The sequence below is a fragment of the Aetokthonos hydrillicola CCALA 1050 genome, from assembly GCF_017591665.1.
In the GTDB taxonomy this organism is placed as follows: domain Bacteria; phylum Cyanobacteriota; class Cyanobacteriia; order Cyanobacteriales; family Nostocaceae; genus Aetokthonos; species Aetokthonos hydrillicola.
The window spans coordinates 1-26,503 of record NZ_JAAKGC010000048.1 but is presented as its reverse complement, the minus strand read 5'-3'; the positions used below and the strand labels follow the sequence as shown (position 1 = coordinate 26,503).

The 26,503-nt window shown below is 40.1% G+C and carries 21 protein-coding genes; 7 read left to right on the top strand and 14 right to left on the bottom strand.

Annotated features, from left to right (window positions below; genetic code table 11):
• Positions 1-29 precede the first annotated feature (29 nt).
• The 4 genes from G4P69_RS22030 to G4P69_RS22015 form a co-directional block, all read right to left on the bottom strand.
• On the bottom strand, positions 30-395 hold the full coding sequence (locus G4P69_RS22030) for a WD40 repeat domain-containing protein (protein ID WP_243902761.1): 366 nt from the start codon (positions 393-395) through the stop codon (positions 30-32).
• 253 nt (positions 396-648) lie between these two features.
• Complete coding sequence (locus G4P69_RS22025) at positions 649-4,131, bottom strand: nSTAND1 domain-containing NTPase (RefSeq protein ID WP_208351173.1); 3,483 nt, start codon at positions 4,129-4,131, stop codon at positions 649-651.
• 118 nt (positions 4,132-4,249) lie between these two features.
• Positions 4,250-5,185, bottom strand: coding sequence for a DUF1822 family protein (locus G4P69_RS22020; RefSeq protein ID WP_208351172.1), 936 nt, complete (start codon positions 5,183-5,185; stop codon positions 4,250-4,252).
• 46 nt (positions 5,186-5,231) lie between these two features.
• Entirely contained in the window at positions 5,232-5,918 is a 687-nt protein-coding gene (locus tag G4P69_RS22015) for a sigma-70 family RNA polymerase sigma factor (protein ID WP_208351170.1), read from the bottom strand.
• A gap of 1,020 nt (positions 5,919-6,938) precedes the next feature.
• Between G4P69_RS22015 and ileS the strand changes: the two genes are divergently transcribed.
• Positions 6,939-9,794, top strand: a complete 2,856-nt coding sequence (gene ileS, locus G4P69_RS22010; RefSeq protein WP_208351169.1) for an isoleucine--tRNA ligase — start codon at positions 6,939-6,941, stop codon at positions 9,792-9,794.
• A gap of 185 nt (positions 9,795-9,979) precedes the next feature.
• Here the strand turns inward: ileS and G4P69_RS22005 are convergent, their stop codons facing one another.
• Complete coding sequence (locus G4P69_RS22005) at positions 9,980-10,864, bottom strand: ParA family protein (RefSeq protein ID WP_208345564.1); 885 nt, start codon at positions 10,862-10,864, stop codon at positions 9,980-9,982.
• A 301-nt stretch (positions 10,865-11,165) separates the two neighbouring features.
• Here G4P69_RS22005 and G4P69_RS22000 point away from each other — a divergent pair, with 301 nt between their 5' ends.
• Positions 11,166-11,846, top strand: coding sequence for a peptidoglycan-binding protein (locus G4P69_RS22000; protein WP_208345563.1), 681 nt, complete (start codon positions 11,166-11,168; stop codon positions 11,844-11,846).
• 356 nt (positions 11,847-12,202) lie between these two features.
• Here the strand turns inward: G4P69_RS22000 and G4P69_RS21995 are convergent, their stop codons facing one another.
• Both G4P69_RS21995 and G4P69_RS21990 read right to left on the bottom strand, forming a co-directional pair.
• Entirely contained in the window at positions 12,203-12,484 is a 282-nt protein-coding gene (locus G4P69_RS21995) for a hypothetical protein (protein WP_208345556.1), read from the bottom strand.
• Positions 12,485-12,677: 193 nt separating this feature from the next.
• Entirely contained in the window at positions 12,678-13,196 is a 519-nt protein-coding gene (locus G4P69_RS21990; RefSeq protein WP_208351162.1) for an SET domain-containing protein, read from the bottom strand.
• Between the two features lie 2,231 nt (positions 13,197-15,427).
• Here G4P69_RS21990 and G4P69_RS21985 point away from each other — a divergent pair.
• On the top strand, positions 15,428-16,189 hold the full coding sequence (locus tag G4P69_RS21985; protein WP_208346349.1) for a hypothetical protein: 762 nt from the start codon (positions 15,428-15,430) through the stop codon (positions 16,187-16,189).
• A gap of 33 nt (positions 16,190-16,222) precedes the next feature.
• Positions 16,223-17,593 (top strand): hypothetical protein, encoded by a 1,371-nt coding sequence (locus G4P69_RS21980; RefSeq protein ID WP_243903012.1) that lies wholly within the window; start codon positions 16,223-16,225, stop codon positions 17,591-17,593.
• Positions 17,594-17,750: 157 nt separating this feature from the next.
• Here G4P69_RS21980 and G4P69_RS21975 read toward each other — a convergent pair whose 3' ends face one another.
• A complete protein-coding gene (locus tag G4P69_RS21975; protein ID WP_208351160.1) occupies positions 17,751-18,260 on the bottom strand; it encodes a hypothetical protein in 510 nt (169 codons plus the stop codon).
• A 406-nt stretch (positions 18,261-18,666) separates the two neighbouring features.
• Here G4P69_RS21975 and G4P69_RS21970 point away from each other — a divergent pair, with 406 nt between their 5' ends.
• Positions 18,667-19,065 (top strand): hypothetical protein, encoded by a 399-nt coding sequence (locus tag G4P69_RS21970; RefSeq protein ID WP_310834455.1) that lies wholly within the window; start codon positions 18,667-18,669, stop codon positions 19,063-19,065.
• A gap of 137 nt (positions 19,066-19,202) precedes the next feature.
• On the opposite strand, the gene kdpC is transcribed toward G4P69_RS21970, so the two are convergent.
• The 4 genes from kdpC to G4P69_RS21950 all read right to left on the bottom strand — a co-directional run bounded on the left by kdpC (position 19,203) and on the right by G4P69_RS21950 (position 24,133).
• Positions 19,203-19,808 carry a K(+)-transporting ATPase subunit C gene (kdpC, locus tag G4P69_RS21965; protein ID WP_208351154.1) on the bottom strand — a complete coding sequence of 202 codons (606 nt, stop codon included), beginning with the start codon at positions 19,806-19,808 and terminating at the stop codon, positions 19,203-19,205.
• 7 nt (positions 19,809-19,815) lie between these two features.
• Complete coding sequence (gene kdpB / locus G4P69_RS21960) at positions 19,816-21,918, bottom strand: potassium-transporting ATPase subunit KdpB (RefSeq protein ID WP_208351145.1); 2,103 nt, start codon at positions 21,916-21,918, stop codon at positions 19,816-19,818.
• 200 nt (positions 21,919-22,118) lie between these two features.
• A complete protein-coding gene (gene kdpA, locus G4P69_RS21955; protein WP_208351136.1) occupies positions 22,119-23,822 on the bottom strand; it encodes a potassium-transporting ATPase subunit KdpA in 1,704 nt (567 codons plus the stop codon).
• 161 nt (positions 23,823-23,983) lie between these two features.
• Positions 23,984-24,133, bottom strand: coding sequence for a hypothetical protein (locus G4P69_RS21950; protein ID WP_208351133.1), 150 nt, complete (start codon positions 24,131-24,133; stop codon positions 23,984-23,986).
• Between the two features lie 54 nt (positions 24,134-24,187).
• On the opposite strand from G4P69_RS21950, the gene G4P69_RS21945 reads away from it, so the two are divergent.
• Both G4P69_RS21945 and G4P69_RS21940 read left to right on the top strand, forming a co-directional pair.
• A complete protein-coding gene (locus G4P69_RS21945) occupies positions 24,188-24,745 on the top strand; it encodes a hypothetical protein (RefSeq protein ID WP_208351131.1) in 558 nt (185 codons plus the stop codon).
• A gap of 119 nt (positions 24,746-24,864) precedes the next feature.
• Positions 24,865-25,062 (top strand): hypothetical protein, encoded by a 198-nt coding sequence (locus G4P69_RS21940; protein ID WP_243903011.1) that lies wholly within the window; start codon positions 24,865-24,867, stop codon positions 25,060-25,062.
• 167 nt (positions 25,063-25,229) lie between these two features.
• On the opposite strand, the gene G4P69_RS21935 is transcribed toward G4P69_RS21940, so the two are convergent.
• Positions 25,230-25,853 (bottom strand): cytochrome c oxidase subunit 3, encoded by a 624-nt coding sequence (locus G4P69_RS21935; protein ID WP_208351128.1) that lies wholly within the window; start codon positions 25,851-25,853, stop codon positions 25,230-25,232.
• A 118-nt stretch (positions 25,854-25,971) separates the two neighbouring features.
• The coding region (locus G4P69_RS21930) for a cbb3-type cytochrome c oxidase subunit I (protein ID WP_208351125.1) at positions 25,972-26,503 on the bottom strand (532 nt) is incomplete at its 5' end.

The window sequence follows — 26,503 nt, the reverse complement described above, 5'->3', positions numbered from 1 at the left end:
CTGGCACATGGTGGGGGAGGTGAATCACCTCAACGCTTGATATCGTCACACAAACGTTGATCTTCTGCGCTGACATCGGGGTTATTTTGCAGGTAGTTTCGTATCAAGCCACAACCTCGCACCAACAAATTATCTAAATCAAAATTCCATAGAATTATCGTACCGTATGATGCGGAAGCAAGGGTTTTGCCATCTGGGCTAAAGCTGACACTATTAATCTTTTCTTTATGCCCTTGAAAGGTTTGAATTGCCTTACCACTGTCTATATCCCATAGTTTCACGGTTTTATCACCAGATACTGAAGTAAGGGTTTTGCTATCTGGGCTAAAGCTGATGACATCTCGGCTAAAGGGGATACTTTTAAAATCCTGCCACTGCCCTTTAAGGGTTTTCATTTTCTGACCAGCGTTAATATCCCAAAGTTTCACCGTTTGGTCTGATCCGAAAGCAAGGGTTTTACCATCCAGGCTAAAGCTGATGCTACTAATACGCCCTGTATTAAGGGTTGCAATTGCTATAGCAGTCCTAAATCATTTGTGAAAAAAACAAGCACACCTGTGTACACGTATATATCCGTCTTTCCTGTTCCCCGTTCCCTGTTCCCTGTTCCCTCCCTAAGCCGAGAAGTTTACAACTCATTTAGGATTGCTATATATTAGTGTTTATGTCCCCATATAGTTCCCAAAGTGAACCCCATAATTTCACATCTGTATTCCAGAATTTCACAGTTCCGTCCGAAGATGCGGAAGCAAGGGTTTTACCATCTGGACTAAAGCTGACACTATCAACACTGTCTGTATGTCCTTTAAGGGTTTTAATTTCTCTACCACTGTCTATATCCCACAATTTCACCGTTTGGTCATCTGATGCAGAAGCAAGGATTTTACCATCGGGGCTAAAGCTAATGCTCTCAAGATGGTCTGTATGTCCTTTAAGGGTTTTAATTTCCCTACCACTGTCTATATCCCACAATTTCACCGTTTTGTCCCAAGATGCAGAAGCAATAATTTTGCCCTTGGGGCTAAAGCTCACGCTTCTGAGAGGAGCTGTATGTCCTTTAAGGGTTTTAATTTCCCTACCACTGTCTATATCCCACAATTTCACCGTTTTGTCACCAGATGCAGAAGCAAGGATTTTGCCATCGGGACTAAAGCTGATGCTCTTAACATACTCTGTATGCCCTTCAAGGGTTTTAAATTCTCTACCACTGTTGATATCCCACAGTTGTACCGTTTTCTCACCAGATGCAGAAGCAAGGATTTTGCCATTGGGACTAAAGCCGAGGCTAAGAACCTGGTTTGTATATTTTTCAAGAGTTTTAGTTTCCTTACCACTGTCTATATCCCATAGTTTCACCGTACCATCAGATGATGTGGAAGCAAGGGTTTTGCCATCAGGGCTAAAGCTGACGCTACTAACATAGTCTGTATGCCCTTTAAGGGTTTTAATTTGAAACTTGTATACCACCTCCTGCAGTGTGGATGTAGCTTGCATCTGAGTTTCCCCTGCAACCCAAGGTTTCCAAATACTTTTTAGGAGTTTTCCTGCTTTAATTGCTTCTGTTAATGCTGCTTCCTGGTCATTTACTCCAAAATACTTTTCTGCACTGCTACTTAATCTACCAATTTCCGCATCAGTTCTGCGAATTTCACTCACCGCAGCAAATCCCGAAATCATGAGCAAAGCACAAAGCAACCCAGCAATAATACTCCTTCGTAACCTCTGTTTCTGCTTCCTCTCTCTCTCCCGCAACACCACACTTTTCTCAATAAACCATCGCTGCGCCTCACGAACTTCCCCACCCCGTTGCCGCAACCAATCTTCCGCCACCGCCAAAGGCGCACCCCGCAACAAAGCCCCATCATCTTTTTTACTATCCACCCATTGCTGCAACGCTACCTTCAACCCTTCCTGCCAAACACGAAACTTACGGTTCTCCTGCATCCATCCCCGCAACCGTCCCCAATGGCGAATCAACGCCTCATGAACGACTTCCACTGTTTCTTCATTTGTCAACTCGTTGCGGTTCGTCACTACCAAACGCTCATCCGCTAAGTGTGTTACCAAATCCCAGTTATCCCCCACCTCATCACGAGTCGCCAACTTCCGGGTATCTTCTGTTCCTTCTCCTGGATGTACCAACTGAATAAACACCTGTTGTGCTTTTTCTCGTTGTTCTTCACTCAACGAAGCATAAACCGCCTCGGCGTAATTAGCCAGTGCTTTCTCAACTCCTCCTATCTGCTGATACGCATGATGGCTTAACCTCCCTGAATGCTGTTGCTTCCACAACTGAGTGAGGGTAAACTCTAGCAAAGGTAAACGTCCATCTCCGTCTTGGATATCATTAATTATTGTGTTGCTTAAACCGAATTCTAGCTGAAAGCCCAACTTAGTAGCAGGGAGTACGATCGCTTGTTCCAACTCCTCCCGACTCATCCGCACAAGTAATTCCGGTTGATAATTCTGCAAAGCTTTGCCAAAAGGTTCGTAATCGTCAAGCGCCTTGCTAAAAAAGTCCGCCCGCAAGGTAAGCACGAGAGTAAAAAACGGTGCATTTTTCACCGCTTGCAGCAATCCATCTAAGAAAATTTTGCGTTCCGATCCATCCGCGCAAAGGGTATAAATTTCTTCAAATTGATCGCCAATAAGCAAGAGTCGGCGCTGGGAGTTTGGGGGTAGGGTTTGGATGCGTTCGATAGTTGTTTGCAGAGTGGATGTATCTTTTCGCAGTTGGAGCTCTAGTTTACCTTCAAGTAAGTGGCGATCTTCATCCTCTAGGTTAAACGCCGCAGCCAACGCCATAGCTAACGACTCAAAAGGATTTTTCAAAGGACGAAACGAGAGAATCAGCCAATTATTAACAGTATCCCGACGCAGCTGGGGAATTAAACCAGCAAACACTAAAGATGACTTTCCGCTTCCAGAAGCACCAACCACAGCAACTAAAGGTTTGTTGTTAACTGCCAATACAAGCTGGGAAGTCGCCTTCTCTCTACCAAAAAAATACTCAGCGTTCGCTTCCCCAAAAGCCGCTAATCCTTGGTAGGGACAAAAAGAAATTATCCCCAAACTTTGCCAAGTTGGTGGTGTTTCTGTCTGATTTTGGATAATAACAGGTAACCAACTTGCACAAGGATGTGTTTGCTCAAGTGAGCGTAATTGTTCTCGCGCATTCCTAACAGAAATATATAGAGACTTGCCACCCGTAAACTCTTGGAGAAAATACTTCAAAAACTCCTGCGCTACCTTATCTGGTACGGGGAGGCGCATCACAATTACTTGAGGAATATTCAGTTGTTCTAATTCATAGGCAATACCCAAACCATCGCAAGAATTGAAAAATGCTACCTGCAATCGTCGCTGAATGGCTATTTGTAAAGCATCTCTCAATTCCGCCATTGTCAAACTATCATGACTGTTGAGACGAATTTGTCCTTGTGTACCTTGAGTTTGAGAATGCCCAGAGAAAAACAGAATATCCCAACCAATATTATCTTGCAGATGTTGATTTAATTCCTCTCTTGATGGTTCTTTAAGTAAGACAATTTCCGCCTCACCGCAATGTGTTTCCAGTTGTTGTTTATCAGCTTCTACATTAATTCCCGTGCTGTCACCCAGAATAATTAAAATTCTAATCTTTTCTCTGTAAGGGCGGTTACCGCGTTCAGCATGTGGCGAACTTAAAGCAATTTCCGCGCCTTGATAATTACTTAATACATCCCACAAATGCCAAGGAAGTTTACGCAGTTCTTGACACTCAGTGCAAATAATCACCCGAATTTCATCTTCAGGCTTTAATTGTTCTAGACAACTTATGATAGGACTAAAAGATTTTGATTGTAACCAGGTGTTAAAACTTTTAAGTAATTGTTGTGACTGATGCTGACAAGCTTCGTTAAGAGATTCGATATTTACGTTTCTACGATTAATCTGTTTAATTCTAAATTGACTATACCGACTGCGATAGGTATCGTGCCATTTATTCAATAACGAGGCAATAGTATTATTTCCTGGTAACTTACCTGTGATTGTTCGATAAGGTCTTTCTCCGTCATTAGCAATTTCTAAATTTACATGAATTTCTGAATTAATATTACCATCAAACTTGAGGATAACTAATTTTTTCATAAGCAATGTAAATTAATTTTTTGTTCGTAGGGACGAACGGCTATAAGAAAGCAGGAACCCTATAGGCGATAGCAAAGCGCTGCTGCTTTCAGCAGATCGCCCCTACACAATAGACTTATCATACAACGAAATCTTGTGTTATTTTTGACTCTCCTAAAATCACATCAACACTAAATTTCTCCCCAAATTGGGCGCTAAATTCGACTTCAATCCAATTATCATTCTGCCGAGAAGTAGTATATAAAACTTCTTCTCCCTTATCGTCAATCACAGCCACCTTTAATTTTTCAGGTATGTACACTTTTGCCCCTGGTATATACTCATCTTTAGTGAGAGACACTTGTATCAAAATGTTAATTTCGTCTTGATTTTTAATTGCTGACTTATTTTCGGCTGCGAGCGTCACAATTAAAGCAACAGATTCGCCATTTAACTCCAAGCCCAAATCAATTTTTTTACCGCGTGTGATACTGAAACTTCTACACCCCATCCATTCGATTTGTTGAGGATGTAAAAGTTCATCAATTGTCTGCCACCCTTCTGTTATGGTTTTTCCTATCCATTGTTGAAGATTAACTATTGCAGCTTGTTCTTTCTCCGTCAAATAATCGAGTAATTTATCTACAGGTTGCAATTGACTAAAATGAACTTTTGCTGCTGGTTGAGTCGTAAAACCTAAAATTGTTGCTGACTTTAAGGATTGGCTAAACTGTACGGCAACGTAACCTATTCTATTGACGATCGCTTCAGTGGGAATTTCTAGATATTCCGCATTTGGTAACACGGGACGACACTCTATTGTCCCAATATTTTTCACCTCTAAATCAGCCAAATCTATTAAACTTAGCATCCAAGGATTGCTGCGATCGGCATCTGACCAATTAGTTTCAAAGCCCATACAATCAAGATAATAATTCACTGCATAAACAGCTAAAGTATTGAGATATATTTTTTTTGCATTTTCAGTATTTGAAATTCCTTGTCTTCGTTTTTCAGCTTGGTCGTGTGCTTCAAAACTTAGGGGAACTTTAAAAGATATTTGCTCGGCGTTCATGATGAATTATCCTTAATATTACTGTGCATGAGTGAATGATTGTGACTTACTGTAAATATCTACGAAAATAATCGATAATTTTATGCTTTTGTAGGCTGCGCTGATAAAGTTCCGAAAGTCTTGGTATGGAATGACCTAATTTTTTAGAAATATCTGACCATTTCTCTTCATTAAGTCTCATCAATAATACTTTTTGTAAATTGGCATTTTTATCTTCTCCAATACAAGTATTTTGTAAAATTCCTTCAGGGTCATTTTTGACAAATTCTCTTAACAATTCATCTTCAGTTTTTTGATGATTTTCAAAACCATCTTTTTCTAGTATTTCTCTCTGAACTCTAGAAGATTCTTTACTCGCATGGCTATCTGCATCATTATTAATACTATTTAATTCATCTAGAGAGAACGTTCGCGGTCTATTTCTGATTGGTCTTAAAAGATCAAGAAAACGCCATTCTAATATTTGATTTACCCAAGCCATTACTTTATGATCCGAATCGTATTTGTAAATCTTTTTGCAAATTTCCGTAAAAGTTTTTGCTTGTGCTTCGTGATAAATATCTTCAAACTCAGGAAGATTCTGCCATTTCACAAAACGGTTTAATTTCCCTGATACCTGAATTTTTGTAATTAACCTATTCAACGCCCTCCGTTGTTGAGTACTATTTGGCGGATGTTGTTGTGCTTCGCTGACTAGCTGACGCAGTTGATAATCTAAAACATCATCATCCATCAAAATCTCCTGCTTAGTCCCGGATTTTTGGCAATTTGTTGTAACCATAAATACATAAAGTACACTGACGCGCTGTGAGTAACATCGATACAAATCTATAAAATGTCTTATGGAGCTTTTCAATGCATCATGCTTTCTCCTCTACCTCCTCAAACCCTTATACGAAGGAGGTAGGGAGTTTTTACGCAGGTTTTACGAAAATCTCTGACGATTCGTTATGTATGATCAGATTACATAGTTACAAGCGATATGGCAAAGCCCTTACACCTCCGACGTATCGCACATCTTTAGGCATTACTACCAGACTAACCCTTAAGTTAAAATAGGAATTGAACTATAAAACATTCGTTTCCATTCCTCTTATAGAGGAATTTAGCTCTTAGACAGGGATTTATAATCCCTGGCTGATTTAAATGCACTCACACAATCAGTATCGTCGCAGTAGCATTTATATTTACCATTTTATTGGTGCAAGATATCTGTTTAGCTTAAGTTGACACCAATGATGGCATTCGCCCTTACAATGGACGGGAACACCTAATTACGTGGAAAAAATTTTCGTTGACGGTCTATTAATTCCTAGATCCATATCAGATGATTTTTGTCAATGCGTAAGCCATAGTACAGCGCGGCGTAAATAACCATACCATTCAAAATCTCTGAAAAGCCTACGCTGTATTCCTAACAGAATTTTGAATTTTGAATTTTGAATTTTAAATTCCGCCTTGCGGTACTAGTACGGTTTTCAGTAGTTCCTGTTCACGTTGTCGTTGTTGTGGGGTAAGACTTGCTAGCTTGCACGTAAGTGCTGATCTAGCCGATATTAAACTCTTGTGTTTGAGCAGGTAGAAAACTTCGGTATTGAAAAAGTGTTTCCAGAATGTAGTGTAATTATGCTACAATAATAATCAAATGCTTTTTTCAGAGATTGTTATAATGCATCTTAATTAAAGTACAGAGAGTTCAATCTCACCGATAATAGTGAGAACAAAACCCTATTCTTTCTAAATATTTAGTACTGTGACAGAAACTGGAAGCTACAAAGATACTGTAAACCTACCTAAGACTAACTTTGATATGCGGGCGAACGCGGTGAAGCGCGAACCCGAAATCCAGAAATTTTGGCAAGAAAATAAAATTTATGAACGCCTGTCGGAAAATAATCCAGGCGACTTATTTATACTACATGATGGCCCACCATATGCGAACGGCTCCTTGCATCTTGGCCATGCTTTAAATAGAATTCTTAAAGACATTATTAACCGCTACCAACTTTTGCAAGGGCGTAAGGCTCGCTATGTTCCTGGTTGGGATTGTCACGGCTTACCAATTGAACTCAAAGTTCTGCAAAATATGAAATCCGCAGAACGGCAAAGCTTGACCCCTTTACAACTGCGCCAAAAAGCTAAAGAATTTGCTCTCAAAACAGTAGACGAACAACGCGAAAGTTCCAAACTCTACGGGATTTGGGGTGATTGGGATCATCCGTACCTGACTTTACAGCCGGAATATGAAGCCGCTCAGATTGGTGTTTTCGGTCAGATGGTACTAAAAGGCTATATCTATCGTGGTTTAAAACCAGTACACTGGAGTCCTAGTTCTAGAACCGCTTTGGCAGAAGCAGAGTTGGAATATCCTGAGGGTCATACTTCTCGGAGTATCTACGTTGCTTTCCCAATCACTGGTTTATCAGACGCAGTTAAAGCCCAAGCTGGTGAGTTTTTGCCGAATTTAGCTATAGCTATCTGGACTACAACCCCTTGGACAATTCCTGCAAATTTAGCCGTTGCTGTTAATCCAGAACTGTCCTATGCAGTTGTAGAAGTGGAAACATCTGGCAAATATATCATTGTTGCAACGGATTTAGTGGAAAGTTTATCCACTACACTAGGCAGTCAGTTAACCGTAAAAACAACCTTCAAAGGGAAAGATTTAGAACATTCTACTTACCGTCATCCTTTGTTTGACCGTGAAAGCCCAGTCGTCATTGGCGGTGATTACGTTACGACTGAGTCTGGTACCGGATTGGTACACACTGCTCCTGGTCATGGTCAAGAAGACTACATGGTTGGTCAACGCTACGGGGTACCAATTCTTTCACCTGTGGATGATAATGGCAACTTTACTGAAGAAGCAGGACAATTTTCTGGGTTAAATGTCCTGGGTGATGGGAATCAGGCGGTGATTGATGCACTGTTATCTGCGGGTTCTTTGTTGAAGGAAGAACCTTATGTTCACAAGTACCCCTACGACTGGCGGACAAAGAAACCAACTATTTTCCGTGCAACTGAACAGTGGTTTGCTTCTGTGGAAGGGTTTAGGGATGAAGCTCTAAAAGCGATCGCCTCTGTAAAATGGATCCCACCTCAAGGAGAAAATCGGATCACGCCAATGGTTGCTGAACGTTCTGATTGGTGTATTTCCCGTCAGCGTATTTGGGGTGTACCGATCCCTGTTTTCTACGACGAAGAAACTGGGGAACCTTTGTTAAACGAGGAAACTATTGCTCACGTTCAGACAATTATTGCATCCAAGGGTTCTGATGCTTGGTGGGAACTCTCAGTAGAGGATTTGTTACCAGAAAAATACCGCAATAATCATCGGTCTTACCGTAAAGGTACTGATACGATGGATGTGTGGTTCGACTCTGGCTCATCTTGGGCGGCTGTTCTCCAGCAGCGTCCAGAATTGCGGTATCCTGCTGATATATACTTGGAAGGCTCAGATCAACATCGCGGCTGGTTCCAGTCAAGTTTGCTGACTAGTGTAGCGGTTAACAACCGCGCACCTTATAAAACTGTTTTGACTCACGGTTTTACTTTGGATGAACAAGGACGTAAACAAAGTAAGTCTTTGGGAAATGTTGTTGATCCCAAAATCGTGATTGATGGTGGAAAAAATCAAAAAGAAGAACCGCCTTATGGTTCAGATGTACTGAGATTGTGGGTGTCGTCAGTTGATTACACCTCAGATGTTCCTTTAGGGAAAAATATTCTCAAGCAACTTGCCGATGTAAGAAATAAAATTCGCAACACAGCGCGATTCTTGTTGGGGAATTTGCATGATTTTGACCCCCAAAAGGATGCTGTACCTTTCGAGGAATTACCAGAACTAGATCGGTATATGCTCCACAGAATGACGGAGGTTTTCAACGAAATTACAAAAGCGTTTGAAAGTTTCCAATTCTTCCGCTTTTTCCAAGTGGTGCAGAACTTCTGTGTGGTGGATTTATCGAACTTTTATCTAGATATTGCCAAGGATAGGCTATATATCAGTGCGCCAAATTCTTTCCGTCGCCGTAGTTGTCAGACAGTGCTGGCGATCGCATTGGAAAATTTAGCACGAGCGATCGCACCAGTGTTGTGTCACATGGCAGAAGATATCTGGCAATACCTTCCCTACAAAACACCCTATAAATCGGTGTTTGAATCTGGTTGGATACAGTTAGACAAACAGTGGTTCGATCCCGAAATCGCAGTCTTATGGCAACAGCTGCGCCAAATTCGCACTGAAGTGAACAAGGTGCTAGAACAAGCAAGGGTAGAAAAAATGATCGGTTCTTCCCTAGAAGCTAAAGTCTTGCTGTTTGTCACAGATGAGAAGTTACGTAATTCAATAAAATCTCTCAACACAAGCAATGGTATAGACGAACTGCGCTACCTGTTTATTACATCCCAAGCAGAGTTGTTAGATTCCCCTGAAGCGCTGGAAGGCTTGAAGCACAACCTACAGTCCGATACATGGGGAATTGGGGTGGTAAAAGCAGAAGGAGAAAAGTGCGATCGCTGCTGGAACTACTCAACTCATGTAGGCGAATTCGCTCAACACCCTCTGCTTTGTGAACGATGTGTCCCAGCCTTGGCGGGAGAATTTTAAAGAAGGAGTCACAGAAGTCAGAATTCAGAATTCAGAATTCAGGAGGAGCCAGTACTTGACTAAGGTGTCCGCATGCACACTGGCTCCTGTCTACAGGGTGAGTATTTAAAACCCTTTATTTCATCTACCAGTCATACGAATATATTCTGACTCCTGACTCCTGACTCCTGAATTCTTAATAACCCTCACAACTTTTGCAACAACTCTTTAGTCAACTGAAAGAATGCTTTAGATCCTGCTGATTGGGGAGCATTAAGAACAACAGGTAGAAAACTATCAACAGCTTTAGCAACATTCACATCAACAGGTATTTGTGTCTGACAAATTTTTGCCGTTCCAAAATCCTGCTGAACGCGCTGTATCACCTGCTTGTAATATCGTCCAGTTAAAATGTTATTATTGGACATTGTAAATACAATCCCCAGCATTTGTATATCCATCTTTGCTTCATTTTCGTGGCTTTCTTTTAATTTAGTAATTCGTCTTTCTAATAACTGAATACCGATGACAGACAAGGGTTCTGGTTTTGCTGGAAGTATGTAAAAATTACTAGTCGCCAAAGCACTACGAGTCAAAAGATTATAACCTGGAGCGCAATCAAGCAGGATATAATCGTATTTCTGCCGAATTGGTTCTAAGATTTTAGTTAATAAAACTCTTTCAAAACGATTCCAAATTGTTTCAAAATCTAGTGCGCCTAGAGCGACTGCTTGGTTATGGAGCATTTCTGAAATAACAAATTCATCATAAAGGTCAATGTCACCTGGTAATAAATCTAGTCCTTCCAGATTGCAGACCTTATACTGAATGATATCCTCAATCGTTAATTTTTCGCTTTGTTCGGGGTTGATAATTTCATCTATCATGTACCTCAAAGTCCGTCTTTGTTTGCGATGTTTTGCAAAATCCAAAGGCGACATGAGACTAAGTGTGGCACTAATTTGGCTATCCAAGTCAAGAACAAGCACTCGCTTGCCATGTTCCTTAGCTAAGCAGGTAGCGATATTAACAGTAAGAGTGGTTTTGCCCACACCACCTTTCATATTTGCAGTTGCAACTACATATCCCATTGATTAAGTCCCATCTTAGAAGCTTACACGTCTGGTTTCGCTTAAAGCAGTCAGATTATAGCAGCAAGGGGCTTGTTTTTTTCCGTAAAGAAGTAAATTTACTTTTCTTCCTGTAATCAACACATTATATTAACGGAGAAAGATGACCTTTGTGCGAAGAATTTTTACAGTCTTCGTAATTCAACTCGTGTTAAAAATCTTTGATTATATCTGTGTATTTTAAGACACACTTAGATAAAATATGGTAAAAAAGGAAGATAATTCCCCAAATTGTCTAAAATTTTGGGTCAAGGAGTGTACTATGGAATATCTTGCTTATTCACACTTGGTTCTTGCCAATACAGAGGCAAATCCAGATACTGAATATAGTCTCCCCGAGATTAAATTTAATATTTCTTGGAAAAAACATTTCAAATCCGCTTGGTTAACTTTTGCTAGTATCGGGTTATTAGCTGCAATTCTATCTCATACCCAAGTAGCTTCAGCAGCATATTATGACTCTGATCGATACTTTGTAAGTACACAAGGTGGTTCTCTAAATATCAGGGATTATCCTAGCTCTAATGCAAAAATTGTTGGTAAATATTACAACGGCGCACAACTTCCACGAATCATAGGATTCAGAAACGGTTTTGCACATTTATCTACAGGATATTGGGTTTCTGCAAATTGGATTAGCAGTTCCTCGGATTATAGAGACACCTATCGCGATAGAGATGGTTATCGTGATAGAGATCGTGACAGAAACGGGTATCGTAATAAAGACCGCTATACTAATGCTCCTAGTGTCGGCGGTCAAATCCATCTCTCCTACGGCTCTCAAGGTCCCCTTGTTTGGAAACTGCAAAGAAGATTAGGTATTCGCGGTACTGGGTTCTACGATTACACAACTGTTGACGCAGTGAGAAGATATCAGAGAAGTGTAGGTTTATATCCAGATGGAGTAGTGGGACCAACAACTGCTAGCTCACTTTTTGAATAAATACCTTCTAACTTGAAAGAGGGAGCAGGGAGTAGGGAGTAGGGAATATTCCTCTTTCATGCTTGTCGGTGAAAATTTTTTCATCGGGACTGCCCTCTACCCTCTGCCTTTCTTCGATAACTGAAACATCTTGCACTTAAGAGATGTTCTCTGAAGAAGATAGAGAAACAAAACCAACAAAATGCCATTTTGGCATCTTTCAACTTGAAAGAAAGGTATTGTTAAGTCAACTAAGTGCAAGTAGATACAAATTGCAAAATCCCTCGGCTAATCACCGAGGGTCTTTCTTTCTAAGAGATTTTTTTTGCAATTTGAGCTTCGTAGGCACTTTTTAGCACACAACGATCCCATGGTAATTACTGCTGATTTTGGAAACGACACAAAAGCAAGCGATCGCGCTTTAATACAAAGCAATTACTAGCAAGATTATTAGCATCAGTCAAATTTTTCCCGTGATTGTCTTGGGCGCTATGAACTAATATTTGAATTAGTAGAGGTGTCCAAACAAGAACACAAGCTAAACTCAGAACTCTTGTTAAAGTGCTAGGCCGAAGATTTTTTTGATTTAAATTTTTTGTTGATTGAGCGCAGACTCTCTTTGAAGGCCAGAAATGCTTGTCGAAGTCGTAGTAACTCACTTATTAACTTTCTCCGAAACTAAGAAATACCCAAGGGTACTCTTCTATTAGTCGGAGAAGTTGCCAAATCGCCAAACGAAATAAAAAAAAAGGATAAGTTTTTTTCTATTATCAAAGCATTTCAGTAGAGCCAAAACTTTCTATCTTGGCTCTATTAACAATTGAACTAAGTAAATAGAATTTCTAAAAATCACTAACTTTTGATTGGCAGTTTTTCCAAATTCAAAGTTAATTTTTTAACAGGAAAACGATGAATGGGTGAATCTTTCAGATAATCAGCAATAAACTCACCGTACTTTTCTTTTATATCAGCAGGCAGAAACTTAAACCCACGGGTTTTTAATCGGCAGTTAGACGCACCACAACTACATTCTGGAACAGCAATAGAAATATACTCTGTTGTTTCATAGTCCCATGTGATCTCTGTTCCTTCAGGAATATCAACTAATGCTATGAAATCATAAGCTCCGAACTCATTATTTCTAATCCCTGTATTTGGCTCACAAGAATGATTGATCAATCGTCCTGGTTCATCTAATTCTATATGCAAGTCAAAGTCTATCTGAAAAGAATGATTAGTTCTTTCTGGTAGAAGCATCTCTCTACGTCCGCTCACCACTGTTTCACCTTTAGAGAAACTCCGGTTAGCAAAGACGCCTCTTCCTTTATGCGTCAGCTTCACTGTAACGTCGGTTAAAATTTCTAAGTTCATATTCTAGTTTTGATGAGCAATACTTGGTTGTATTATCGATGTGGGTTCTAACTTAAGCTGTGCCGTTTGCAAATACTCAGCAGCATAGTGCGAGATACACATACAAATTAAGTTGATTGCTTTCAATTTCGCATTAAAATCAACTTTCAGTCTTCGTGGAAATCTACATTGCAAATCTAAAGTTTATATTAAGAGAGACGGTATATGTATACTTTTGCCTATTGTGTATCTATGTATAAACACAAATATTCTAAAAAAATGTGCAATAGATTTACATTATTTTTATTATCGTTATTGATCAACTAAGTATTTTGACTTGAATACTGTGTGATTAAATTACATAGACTTGTCTTAGTATTAGAAGACTCCTATAGACAGAGGTAAATACAAACCAGTCAGTCTAAATGAGAATAGCTTTATTGAGTTGTTTCTTGAGTGTTGATATTCTACCACGTCAGAATCGTTATGAAAAGCCCGTTTCGTCAATCGAGTAAGGTGTTCAGGCTTGGACTTTAGATGTTTAAAATATACCATCCCTCAGACAGGCGTATCCTTGTCTTTTTTTTGTCAAGATTTTGGTAGCTATGCGACTTACTCCTCAAGGTTTTTCTGCGCTTAGGAAGTTGTACATATCTACTAATTGGTCCCTTCGGGCAAAATTAAGGATCATGAGCTTTTGAAAATCTCTGTAAATTCCCCACCATATTATAGTTATTAGTGCTACAATAAAAATGTATAGTTTAACGTAATTATGCTAGGATCCTTACTTAGGAATAATCCGTTAGAAGGATATCTTATCACCTAATTAGCTAAGACTGTACGGAGCAATCTGCTAGAAATATAGTTGGCTGTTTTTTACCTACTGCTGGGTTTTAGTTTTACCTATGGACTAGGTAAAGTGATAACACGTAGACTTTTTTTAAAGGTGATCTTTTCAAAGCTCAGGAGCCTTCATTCTTAAGATACTCTACGTGTGCAGATAAAACAACTCAAAAAATTTTACCAAGAACATGATCTGTTTATTTTTATACCTTATGTAAGGAGAGTGTAAACGAAAATAAAAATTGAAAAAGTAATGAAATTTGATAATTTGAGTTTTGATTCTGGCATACTAGGATCTGAGCAGTTTTTTCTAGTTCTAAGACCAAGCACTAAACTCATGTAGTCAATGTATAGAGTTCTCCTTTCTCTTAAAAAGGAATAGAATTTCCAAAAATATTCTCCTAATGACTCTTAAATAGCGGTTTAGTACATCATGCGCCGAAACAACTGCAATCAAAAATTTCATAATTATCAGGGAAACAAAATGGATAGATTTAAATCACAGAATATTTTTTCATTACTTCAAGTAGAGCATCGCCAACTTCAGCAGCTTTTTTTAGTAGCTGCCAAGGTTGACAGTAGTAACACGTACAACGGCTGCAATCTGATATATGAATTGTTGAGTTTACATACTAGAGATGAAGATCGAATCTTCTACTCAGCAACGCAAGAATGTGAAACAACAAAAAATATATTGAAGACACAACAAACAAGGGAAAGAAACGAAAACTCTATTAGAGTGGCATATTAAACTTGCAATGGCAGAATAATAGCTGCTCTATTGACAATCAAGCTTGTTTTTTTCTAAACACAGCAACCAACTTTGTTTTGGAAATGTAGTTTTTACCTATTTTTGATAGTAGCTTGATTTACTATAACTTATGTGTATAGTATTTTACACTTAAATATACAAACTTCCTTCTCTAAAGCTGAACTTTTATACAAAGACATGAAAACTTTATACAACAGCCTTGATCTACGTATTTTTAATGATTCAGACTGCACTAGCACTTAAGTTTTAAGTAAGATAGTGTAATAAGAGCTTTCAGTATCTATGAATTTTCGAGCAAATAAGATAAAGTTTCCTTGAAAACCATACATTAAGACCCCAATTTCTACTATTTAGTATAGATAACGGAGTTTCCAAGCTGATGTCACTCATATATGTTGAAATAAAAGGAACAATGACTTGTATTTATTCGTCACGATTTGACTGGAAATACATAAGTGTTTTTACTATGAATTACTGATTGTGTAAGATAAATTTTTTAAAAATTTGACCAAAACTTGATTAAAAATTTAACAAATAACTACCGTAAATTTTACGAAATTACTAGAATCACAATTGAATGAATCGGTAATTTCCTACACTATATAAATTATCAATAAGCAAGGATAAAGCAAAAAATATGATGACTCGTTTAGTAAGCGCGATCGCTCCTCCTCTAATCTCACTGACTGCTATGTCTTCCATTGCAGTAGCACAGCCAGTTCCAAAAACTCCGCAACAAGGAACACAACCAGTTCTAACAACCCCTCAACAAGGAACACAGCCAGTTCCAAAAACCCCTCAGCAAGGAATACAGCCAATACCAAAAACCCCTCAACAAAGAACACAACCAAGTCCGACAACTTCTGATCAGGACGTAACGCAGAAGGTTTGCTCTTTTGATGCTGTGGAGAATTCATTGCCTTCACCTGAAGGTAAACCAAGTAATTCTCCGCTGTCTTACCTAAAAGAACAAGGTTTTGTACAAAATCCCGATGGCTCTTGGGTGTGTTATGTGAACGATTCTCAGAAAGACAGACGTTACTATACTCTGTTCAAAGTTCAACAGATCAATGGAAAGCTTGTAGCGAGTACTTTCCTAGATAGTGGAAATCTAATTGCCAACCAAGATAAAGAGAGCGTGGACTTGTTCATGAAGCTGATCTCAACCCATACGAAGATAACCCCCCAGAACCGACAAAGTATACAGAGGTATTTAGAAACTTTCATAACCCTTGTAAAGCAAGGTAAGATACAACCGTCCCATCGTGCGTATCTCTTTGATCAACCAAACCGTGGTTTTGTTATATACAACGCTCTCACAGGAGGAAAACTTAAAGGCACAGCAATCACCATAAATATTGACTTACCTCAAAATTTGGGTTCTACCCCTGTTAATTAGAGGTACATGTTTATCATTTTTAGGAGGTTTATTTTGGTCAAATCAATTGTTCAAACAAGCACGATTAGTAACACACATAGCACGCAGTCTTGTCAAGGTAACTCTGAGAAAAAAAATCAGGTTATAGCAAAAGGTTGGCAACCTGCACCACAACTTCTGGGCATCGTATTATCGTCGTTTGCAGCAGTATTGACTGTGAGCCAGTCTGCTTTCGCTCAACTCAACGTTGGACGCTATGGTGTTCAACCAGGACTGGAGTCAGAGTATCTTCAATACCAAATGTCTGGACGAGATCTCAGTCAAATGCGAGGTATTGGTGGATGTACTGTCGGATTTGGTCTTGCGTGTAACAAGACAGGATCTATACTTCATCAATTACTAGAGTCGAACAACAAAGCAACCTACCAACAGTTGTTGATTCGAGCCGCCGGAGGACTCGACAACTTCCAAAATTTTGCAAGCTTCTACGGTAACAACCCTAATGTTTCTTTGATACCTTACGCATCATTTTGGCAGAACGATTCTCCCTCGATTATGGATGGATATCGGTACGTTCTTGGTTCTCCGGTCGGTCAGTCTCCTGTGGATGGTTTGGGACTTGTAACCAAAAACTTTTACTGGTCTCCGATATCGGAAGGTGGTAGTGCACTCAGCCCTCGTAGTGGATTACTAGATTTAAAATATTCGTTCGGACGGCTTCTGCTAGAAGAGGTTGCAAAAATTCCCAATATTGAGCAGCAGATTCAAGCTTTAAATTTGCCGCCACAGATGACTAATTATTATTTGTCAACCCTTTCTACAGGGTTACGTGCGCTCGATAGTGGCAATAGCCAGCAAATCCAGCAAAGTATTCTCCATGTACTCTCTGCTCCTTACTCTCCGAGTGGTGGAGAGTTTCACCGCCCAACTATTGGTGTGCCAAGAGAGTTTGATCAGCTTTATGGACAAGGTCTTCCAGGAGATGAGATTGTAGGAGCAGCTCCAGTACTATTGGATCCAGAAGTAGCAATTCTAGATTTTCCCACCACTATAGGAGAAACTTTTTCTACCCCAGATGTTACCGGCGGTAGATTTCCCGGTTGGTTATTCGGACTTGGCGGTGCAGGTCTTTTAGCACTTCTTCTACTAGCAGGTGGCGGTGGAGATAAGTCTTCATCTTCAAGTGGTGGATCTAGTCCTGTAAACGATTTTTCTGTTACACCATCACTACCACCAGGTGTTGTGACTGGTGGACCTAATGGTGGAGGCAATACTACAACCTCTCAAGGAGGTCCCAATGGTGGTGGCGGAACTGTAATAACCCAGAAAGTACCAGAACCAGATGCGTTCAAAGCTCTTGTGATAATGATTATCGTACTGTGGATAGTTGGTTACAAGCAGTGGCGTACGCAAACGAGGAATTAAGTGTTTGCTTTTTATCCCAATCAGAAAAATGCCTTGAAAGGCTTGTAGTTGCGCGCTAGGTGCTTTAGCTTGGGAACCGGTCCAACGCCTTGGCTTGCGTTAGCACATGGGAGCGTAACTACAAACGATGATTGGAATTTGTTTTTTCTTCGCGTTGTCACTTAAACACATAATTCCTATTACGACTGAACAACCCAGCCGTTGTTGGAGAATTCTTTGCCAAAGAGTCCGACAAGGCTTTTTGTACTATTTGATCTGGGAAAACTTGATCTTCCTGTGCCGGGTTTTGACAAACAGCATTAAGTAACAGCTTATCAGGCGTTACGGAGTTGTTAACTTTATTATTAGCTATAATCTTTCCTTGCCAATTAGCTTGTTGTTCCCATAAAGCTTGAAATACACCGCTAGAACAATCACCTACAGTATATATACGAGAGATAGCAACATTGCCAATAGGCGAGATTGTTTGAGTCCAAAAACCAGTAAAATTTCCTAATCTTGTTATAGTTCCTTTGTCAACTGACAGTATATTGTTGCCAGAATCATGCAAGACTACTTGCCATTGTTCAGTAGGTAAAGGGATTTGCTCAGCAGAGGCTGGCTTATTGTAAGCGATCGCCGATACAACCAAACAAATGGCTGAAACGAACTTGATAAGTTTTTTCATAAATCTTAGGATCACTTCTTATCCTCTAGTTTCGCCATTTGGAGTTAAAAATTTCCTCAGAGAGAATAACGAATTTTTAGCCACATCTGATGAAGAGATTGTGAGCCTCTTAAAATATTTAAGTATATTAATGTTAAAAATATAACTTTTACAATCTACCTTAATACGCTTGCATTTTCTGGTTAAGTTGTAAATTTATACGGATTTAGCAGGAGGAATACAGAAGTTAATAGAAAAAACCAGCTACAACAAAGTTATGAATAAAAGCAATTTATACGTTCTCAGCTTAATTATTATATTAATAGTGAGTAGCCTAAGCAGTTGCACTTATAATCTTCAATCCACTACAGCCCCTCAGAGCGAAATATCTGCATCTACTAACGCTAAATTATCACCAACACCAAGCATGGCACAACTAAGGGCCAAAAAATCTACAACTTCTAGTCCTGCTACCAGTAAAACTGTTAAAGTGACACTATATATAAGTGATACCGAATGTCAAGCACTGATTCCAAAACAAGTTTCAGTATCAGCTGTTGAACCTTTGATAAGTACAGTCGGTAAAATCATAGAGCAACAAGACAGCGGTGATTTTAGCTTATCTGGTTACCGCGTCAGTATCAATAACGGCGTCGCGACAGTGGATTTGCGAGTCTCTCCTCATTCTCAGCGACAATTAACTTCTCTGTCGAGTTGTGAGCAATTTGCTTTGTTTAGCAGTCTTCGTAAAACCTTAACGAGCCATCCTGAATGGAAAATTAAGGAAGTTCGCTTCACTGAATTAGGCAAGGAAATTACTAGTTGACACTTAAATTGCTAGGAACTGCATAAGTTGATAACAGCTAAACCTATATAAGAATACCGCTCAGCGGCTTATTTCTCTCGTTTTTCATGCCCAACCTTCAGCCTCTAGATTATTCTAGATGATTTCTGGAGGCTTTTTTATTGGTCCTGTTTACGATTAAACTCGTCTAGATCTAGTGCGTAGTTCAATTTTAGAACATTGACTCCTGGCTCACCAAAGATCTTTAGAAATCTGTCCTCTGTATACTTATAAATTAAGGGAAGGATCTCATCTGGTCTAACATTGCGAGCCTTCGCCACTCTAGACAATTGTGCCTGTGCTGCTTTTACTGAAATATGGGGATCTAGTCCCGAGCCAGAGGTGTAAAGTAGATCGGCGACAGGTTGAATGCTTGCATCTGTGAGTTGGGTTACAGTTTCTTCGATTCGCTTAAGCAACTTTGGGTTACTAGGAGCCAGATTACTTGCTCCAGATAAGCCAGTGGATTTAGCTTCTTTCCCTTGACTATATTTAACGGTACTGGGACGACTGTGGAAATAACGCTTAGATCTAAACTGTTGACCAATTAAAGTAGAACCAATTGGTTGTCCCTGGATATTATGCATTATGCTACCGTTAGCCTTATCTTTAAGAATGGGAGCTTGACCCACTATAAGTATCAATAAAGGATAGATAATCGCAGTTATTACCCAGAGAATCAAAGTTATACGAACTGCTCTAGTTGCTTCTTTAAAAATCAGCATAAGTAACTTAAGCCAATCCTACTGCTGTAACTAAGATATCAATAAACTTAATTGCAATAAACGGTGCAATCACACCACCCAATCCATAAATCAAAATATTTCGTTTTAAAAGCTGATTAGCTGACAACGGTCTAAATTTAACACCTCTCAAAGCTAAAGGAATCAAAGCAGGAATAATCAAAGCATTATAAATCAGTGCTGAGAGTACAGCAGAATTTGTACTAGTTAACCTCATAATATTTAAACTTTGTAAGTTAGCTGAGGTAAACAATACAGGAAGAATTGCAAAGTACTTGGCAATATCATTAGCAATAGAAAATGTAGTTAAAGCACCTCGGGTAATCAAGAGTTGTTTACCAATGGCAACAATATCAATTAGCTTGGTTGGATCTGAGTCTAAATCCACCATATTAGCTGCTTCTTTTGCTGCTTGAGTACCAGTATTCATCGCTACTCCAACGTTCGCCTGAGCTAACGCCGGTGCATCGTTAGTACCATCACCAGTCATTGCCACTAGCTTACCTTCTCTCTGTTCCCGTTGAATCACCTCAATCTTGTCTTCAGGAGTTGCTTCAGCAATAAAGTTATCAACACCAGCTTCTTGCGCTATAACTGAGGCAGTGATTCGGTTATCCCCAGTTAACATAATGGTTTGCACTCCCATTCGTCGCAACTGTTCAAAGCGTTCCCGAATACCAGGTTTAATAATGTCTTTAAGATAAATAACACCGTAGAGATCACCATCAAGAGCTACAGCTAAAGGTGTACCCCCAAGTTGCGAAACTCGTTCGTATGCGCTATTAAGTTCTGGAGTATCTTGTCCGTTGCGAGAACGTATAAATCCCTTAATAGCAGCAACTGCACCCTTTCGGGCTTGGCTTCCATTCGGTAAGTTTGTACCACTCATACGAGTTTTAGCAGAAAACTCTACTCCTTCAGCTTTATCTCGGTCAAAATTTACCTTTGCACCCAATTTTTCTGCTAGTCGCACAATTGATTTTCCTTCAGGGGTATCATCAAACACGCTAGCAGCTAAAGCAACATTGGCAACTTCTTCTAAAGAGTGTTTATTGATGGGAATAAATTCTTCTGCCAAGCGATTACCAAGAGTAATTGTACCTGTTTTATCAAGCACAAGGGTGTTAACATCACCACATGCTTCTACTGCTCTCCCTGAAGTAGCAATAACGTTAAATTGGGCAACTCTATCCATACCAGCTATCCCTATAGAACTCAGCAATCCCCCAATTGTTGTGGGAATCAAAGCTACTAATAAGGCAATTAATACTGGTACACTGACTGGAGTATTGACATAAGCTGCGATCGCGGGCAATGTAGCAGTAACAAATAAAAATACTAAGCTCAGAACTGCTAGTAAAACTGTTAAAGCAATTTCGTTCGGTGTTTTTGTCCGTTCTGCACCTTCCACCAAAGCGATCATCCGGTCAATAAACCCTTTACCTGGATCGGCTGTAACACGGATAATGAGTTCATCGGATATGATGCGCGTTCCCCCAGTAACAGAACTCGCTACATCTGAACCCGTTTCCTTAAGTACTGGTGCTGACTCTCCGGTAATGGCTGATTCATCAACCGAAGCAACACCCATGATCACTTCTCCATCAGCAGGGATAATATCACCAGCCGCCACGTAGACAACATCACCTTGACGTAGGCTTGTGGAAGAGATTTCTGATAATGTGCCTTCAGAGGATAGTTTTTTGGCGATCGTCTCAGATTTAGTTGACTTTAAAGCATCAGCTTGCGCCTTACCTCGTCCTTCGGCGACTGCTTCAGCAAAGTTAGCAAATAAAACAGTCAGAAACAAAATGACTGTGATCAATCCGTTGAACACTCGTGGGTTTTTGCCAGGAACAGAACCAAATAAATAAGGATCTATAGTGACTAATAAGGTGATGAGCGTCCCAACCCAGACTAAAAACATCACCGGATTTTTAATAGCGTACTTAGGATTTAGCTTAAAAAAGGCGTCTTTGATGGCTCTTTGGTAAAGTCCTTTGGTATTTACCTGAGACTTTTTGCGTCGATTGCGGCGATCGCGTGGATGAAACCGAGGAAATCTCGACTTGGAAGAATTTGCGGAATTCATCGAACTTTTGCATTGTGGGTTGAATTGTCTGCTAACTTATTTAACAGAATTCAGGAGTCAGGAGGAGCCAGTGCGTTGGGCGGCAATGCCCTCCTTGAAGCACCTGGCGTTCAGAATTCAGCATGAATTCTCCAAGACTGTGGACAGTTGGAATCCCCCACCAAATTATTCTGACTCCTGAATTCTGGCTCCTGAATTCTTCAATTAACACCATTTGCTAGTTGAAAACCTTCAGCAATTGATCCTAACGCTAGAACAGGGAAGAATGTCAACACCCCCAAAATCAAAATCACCCCAGCAGTGACAGCAGTAAATAGTGCTGTATCAGTTCTAAGGGTACCTGGTGTTTCTGGGACTGGTTGTTTATGAGCCATACTCTCTGCTAAAAGCACAATAGCAATAATTGGGACATAACGTCCTGCTAATAAACTAGGAAGAGTACTCAAATTCCACCATAACGCCGTAGCTGCAGGATGTGAATTACCCAAGCCAGCTAAACCAGAACCGTTGTTAGCAGCAGCAGAGGTGTATTCATAAACCACTTGAGAAACACCATGAAATCCTGGGTTACTAATTCCAGCAAGCTGATCAGGAAACGTTAAGGCGATCGCACTAGGAATTAAAACTGTGATCGGGTGAATCAGCAATACTATGCTGGCAAGAACAATTTCCTTTTTTTCAATTTTACGTCCTAAAAACTCTGGAGTCCGTCCTACCATCAACCCTGTCAGGAACACCGTTAGAATCAGAAATATAATTAAGTAGGCTATTCCAGTTCCCTGACCACCCCAGACGATCTGAAGAAACATATTTAACATCGTAGAGAATAACCCAGGAGGCATTAAAGAATCATGCATTGCATTGACAGCACCACACATTGTGCTAGTGGTTAAAACTGTCCATAATGCTGTTTGCGCCCAACCAAACCTAAGTTCCTTACCTTCTAAGTTCGGTTGTTCCTTTCCTAATAGAGGATTAATCAAAGGATTACCGTGATACTCTCCAGCTGACGTTATCCAAATCAAAACCACGGTTATCCCAAACACCATCCAAAAAAGTTGCCAAGCTTGCTTAGTGTTGTTAGCAAAAATACCATAGGTGTGAATTAACGCTGCTGGTATAGAAATCATCGCAACGATTTCTAATAAATTAGAAGCACGACCAGGATTTTCAAACGGATGTGCAGAGTTAGTCCCAAAAAAACCTCCTCCATTCTCTCCAAGCTGTTTAATGATCTCAAAAGAAGCAACTGGTCCCCTAGCAATATACTGTGTTGCTCCCTCCAATGTGGTTACAACCTCTGGTTTTTCAAGAGTTTGCGGTACACCTGAGATTATGAGTGCGATCGCACCAACTATAGAGATTGGTAGCAGTATCCGTGTAATCGAGCGAGTGAGATCAACATAAAAATTCCCCAATTGTCTACCTGTCAAACCGCGAAGAAAAGTGATCCCCACCGCCAACCCTGTTGCTGCTGAAGTAAACATCAAGAAGGTTAAAGCTGCTGTTTGACTAAAATAACTTAACGTTGTTTCACCAAAGTAGTGTTGTTGATCTGTATTCGTCAAAAACGAAATAGCCGTGTGCAGTACTGTATCCCAAGATGGCGTTGGTAACCCTGTCGGATTCAACGGTAAAAATTGCTGATTTATCAAGAGCAAAAATACTATAATGCCCATGATTAAATTACTGTATAACACAGCCCTAATATACTGCCCACCCGTCATATTCTCTTGACTGCGGACACCAGCTAGTACATAGATCATTCGCTCTATAGTATTCATTACTGGGTCAAGCAGTGTTTTTTCTCCAAGAAAGACACTGGCTATGTATCTTCCTAATATTGGAGCGATGGCTATGACTATACAGAGCGTTACCCCGATTTGAAAAAATCCTTGTCCCAATTCTAGATATTCCTCAAAGTCGCATGTCTGACCTTATCTTACTAGCAGGGTTCCCTTGAACGCCAAAGGGGTGCAAGGGAAATCAATTACCAAGATAGATAATACGGGAGACTGAAAGCCCCTAGCCTTTAGGCAGGGGACGGTTGGCTCCGCGAGGGGATTTATCCCCCGTGAGTACTCTTTTTAGCTAAATCCTTGATGTAATCCCTGAGAATTTCACCCATTGGAACACTTTTTTTATCTGCAATACTTTTTAAAAAATTGTACTCATCATCTGTCAACCAAAGTTGAAATTTCTTTTGTCTAGCCATTGATCTAACCTTGTTTTTGTCTTATATTAGGAGTATATCGCAACTGCATATCAAATGGACATAGGAACCCAAAAAGACTTAACTAAACCGGATGCCATCACAGAACAAATACTTATAATTCTGGGCATAGCGTCAAACAGCCTGTACAACACAGGAGTTTACCTGAGTCGTCAAAGGTATTTCAAGGACAAGAAAGCCGTTAGCTATGCCAAGCTATGCAGCGAGCTAAAGACTGATGAAAACTATAAAATCATGCATTCTCAAGCTGGACAGCAAACATTGAGGAGTGTGCAAGAGGCTTTTTCATCTTTTCGGGAACTGGAGAGGATGTCAAAAAGTGGGGAACTAAAACAGAAACCGAGACTACCCCACTACCGAACCAAAGGCGGGTTGTACCAAATAACCTACCCAGGTCAAGCCATCAAAGTAATAGAGGGTGATGGGTGTAAGTGGTTAGAAATTCCTTTAGGCAGAGCAGGTAAAGCTTTTTTTGAGGGAATCAAATACATAACTTTGCCCTACCCTAAGAGGATGTTTGAAAAGGGTCAGCTTGAGACTCAAACGCAACTTAGAGGAGCGAGGGCAAAAACCAGAACCCTTATTCTTTCGTAGCACCTTCTCGGTGACTAGGGTATTTAAACACACTCTAAAAGACTTTTCAAACATCCTCTAAAAGGTTATGGGATAAGAAGATCCGGGAGTTGCGGTTTATCCCATCTCACGGTACATTCATGAACTTTCATATTGAAATTTCGAGTGTGGCAGAGGCTGAAGCTGATAGTATCTTTCTGAGATTGTCCAAAGTTACTTCTCCTGCAAAGGCAAGTCAACGGTATTCAGGATTACTCAAAGCAATTGAATCATTATCTCAAATGCCAAAACGCTGTTCATTAGCACGATGGTTATTTCAGACTTGTAGGGGCGAATAGCATTCGCCGTTTCAATGGATGGGAACACCCTCTTTTGTCGACAAATCCTTCGTGAGGCGCCATTAATTCCTAAATCATATCTGATGATTTCTGTCAATGCGTAAATCCTAAGTTTGATTTTGATAAAAAAACCCCGTGATGGGGTCGATAAGCTATTGAGCTAATTGTTATAGCAAATACAGCAAGCCGAAAAGGATAATCCAAATCACATCAACAAAATGCCAGTAAATTTCGGCAGCTTCTATACCAAAGTGATGTTCGCTGCTGTAATGACCTTTAGTGCGCGATCGCCACAACACAGCAAGAATTGCGAGAACCCCTATAGTAACGTGCAGTCCGTGAAATCCAGTCAAGACGTAAAAAGCACTAGCAAATAAGTTAGTAGTCAGACCAAACTCTAAATGGGTATATTCATAAACCTGTCCTGCCAAGAAAATAATACCCATTAACGCAGTTAGCCCAAACCAGAACTGCGCCCCCCGTACATCGTTCTTTTTAATAGCGGTATCAGCCCTGTGGATAACGAAACTGCTAGAAATCAGATTGATGGTGTTAATTCCAGGAAGCAATAATTCTAGCTCAGGAGTTCCCTCTGGAGGCCAAGCAGGTAATGTAGCACGGAAGGCTATATAGGCTCCGAATAAACCCATAAAAATCATTCCTTCAGCAACCAGGAACATGATAAGCCCAAAGATACGATGATCTGGATGTGCTTCGTGATGACCTTCTACAGTCGCATCATGGTGATGATTAAGGGCAGTTTTAGCTGGGTCAATAGTTTGACTTTGCATGAATCTTTAATATTGATAGTTGTTAGTGGTTAATTGTTAATGGTTAGTAGTCTTTTTACTAACCACTAACCAGTACAACATGTTAACAGTTAACAGTTAACTGTTAACTGTTAACTGTTTACTCTTCTTTCTCTGCGACGATAGATGGATATGGTTCGTCAGGTTCAGCGCGTAGTACAGAGTTCGTACTACCAGACAAAACTGGATCAGGGTTATAGAGAGGTACTCCCTCTTGAGTCCTTTCCAAACCATAATCGTATGGTCCAGTAGCTAGCACTGGAAGTTTGTCAAAGTTCTCAATCGCAGGAGGTGAGGTAGTCATCCACTCTAACGTCAGTCCTTGCCAAGGATTATTACTTGCTTTTTGACCGTACAACCAACTCCAAATCGCATTAACAATGAAGGGTAGTGTTGAAACTGCCAGTATGTATGAACCGTAGGTACAGATTTCGTTCAACAACGTAAATTTTGGATCATATTGGGCAATACGACGATTCATACCCATCATGCCTAACTTGTGCATAGGCATAAAGGTCAAATTCAGACCAACAATTGTCAAAGCAAAGTGAACCTTACCCCAAAATTCGTTTAACATCCGCCCTGTCATTTTGGGGAACCAGTGGTATATCGCTGCATAAATGCCAAGAACA

What these genes read in the sequence shown, in the direction of transcription:
- G4P69_RS21985 (WP_208346349.1), top strand. Translation starts at nt 15,428, where the DNA reads ATGATGACTCGTTTAGTAAGCGCGATCGCTCCTCCTCTAATCTCACTG.
- G4P69_RS22030 (WP_243902761.1), bottom strand. Translation starts at nt 395, where the DNA reads ATGAAAACCCTTAAAGGGCAGTGGCAGGATTTTAAAAGTATCCCCTTT.
- G4P69_RS22005 (WP_208345564.1), bottom strand. Translation starts at nt 10,864, where the DNA reads ATGGGATATGTAGTTGCAACTGCAAATATGAAAGGTGGTGTGGGCAAA.
- G4P69_RS21975 (WP_208351160.1), bottom strand. Translation starts at nt 18,260, where the DNA reads ATGAAAAAACTTATCAAGTTCGTTTCAGCCATTTGTTTGGTTGTATCG.
- G4P69_RS22015 (WP_208351170.1), bottom strand. Translation starts at nt 5,918, where the DNA reads ATGGATGATGATGTTTTAGATTATCAACTGCGTCAGCTAGTCAGCGAA.
- G4P69_RS21940 (WP_243903011.1), top strand. Translation starts at nt 24,865, where the DNA reads ATGAACTTTCATATTGAAATTTCGAGTGTGGCAGAGGCTGAAGCTGAT.
- G4P69_RS22020 (WP_208351172.1), bottom strand. Translation starts at nt 5,185, where the DNA reads ATGAACGCCGAGCAAATATCTTTTAAAGTTCCCCTAAGTTTTGAAGCA.
- G4P69_RS22025 (WP_208351173.1), bottom strand. Translation starts at nt 4,131, where the DNA reads ATGAAAAAATTAGTTATCCTCAAGTTTGATGGTAATATTAATTCAGAA.
- kdpB (WP_208351145.1), bottom strand. Translation starts at nt 21,918, where the DNA reads ATGAATTCCGCAAATTCTTCCAAGTCGAGATTTCCTCGGTTTCATCCA.
- G4P69_RS21970 (WP_310834455.1), top strand. Translation starts at nt 18,667, where the DNA reads ATGGCACAACTAAGGGCCAAAAAATCTACAACTTCTAGTCCTGCTACC.
- G4P69_RS21990 (WP_208351162.1), bottom strand. Translation starts at nt 13,196, where the DNA reads ATGAACTTAGAAATTTTAACCGACGTTACAGTGAAGCTGACGCATAAA.
- kdpC (WP_208351154.1), bottom strand. Translation starts at nt 19,808, where the DNA reads ATGCTGATTTTTAAAGAAGCAACTAGAGCAGTTCGTATAACTTTGATT.
- G4P69_RS21945 (WP_208351131.1), top strand. Translation starts at nt 24,188, where the DNA reads ATGGACATAGGAACCCAAAAAGACTTAACTAAACCGGATGCCATCACA.
- G4P69_RS21950 (WP_208351133.1), bottom strand. Translation starts at nt 24,133, where the DNA reads ATGGCTAGACAAAAGAAATTTCAACTTTGGTTGACAGATGATGAGTAC.
- G4P69_RS21935 (WP_208351128.1), bottom strand. Translation starts at nt 25,853, where the DNA reads ATGCAAAGTCAAACTATTGACCCAGCTAAAACTGCCCTTAATCATCAC.
- G4P69_RS22000 (WP_208345563.1), top strand. Translation starts at nt 11,166, where the DNA reads ATGGAATATCTTGCTTATTCACACTTGGTTCTTGCCAATACAGAGGCA.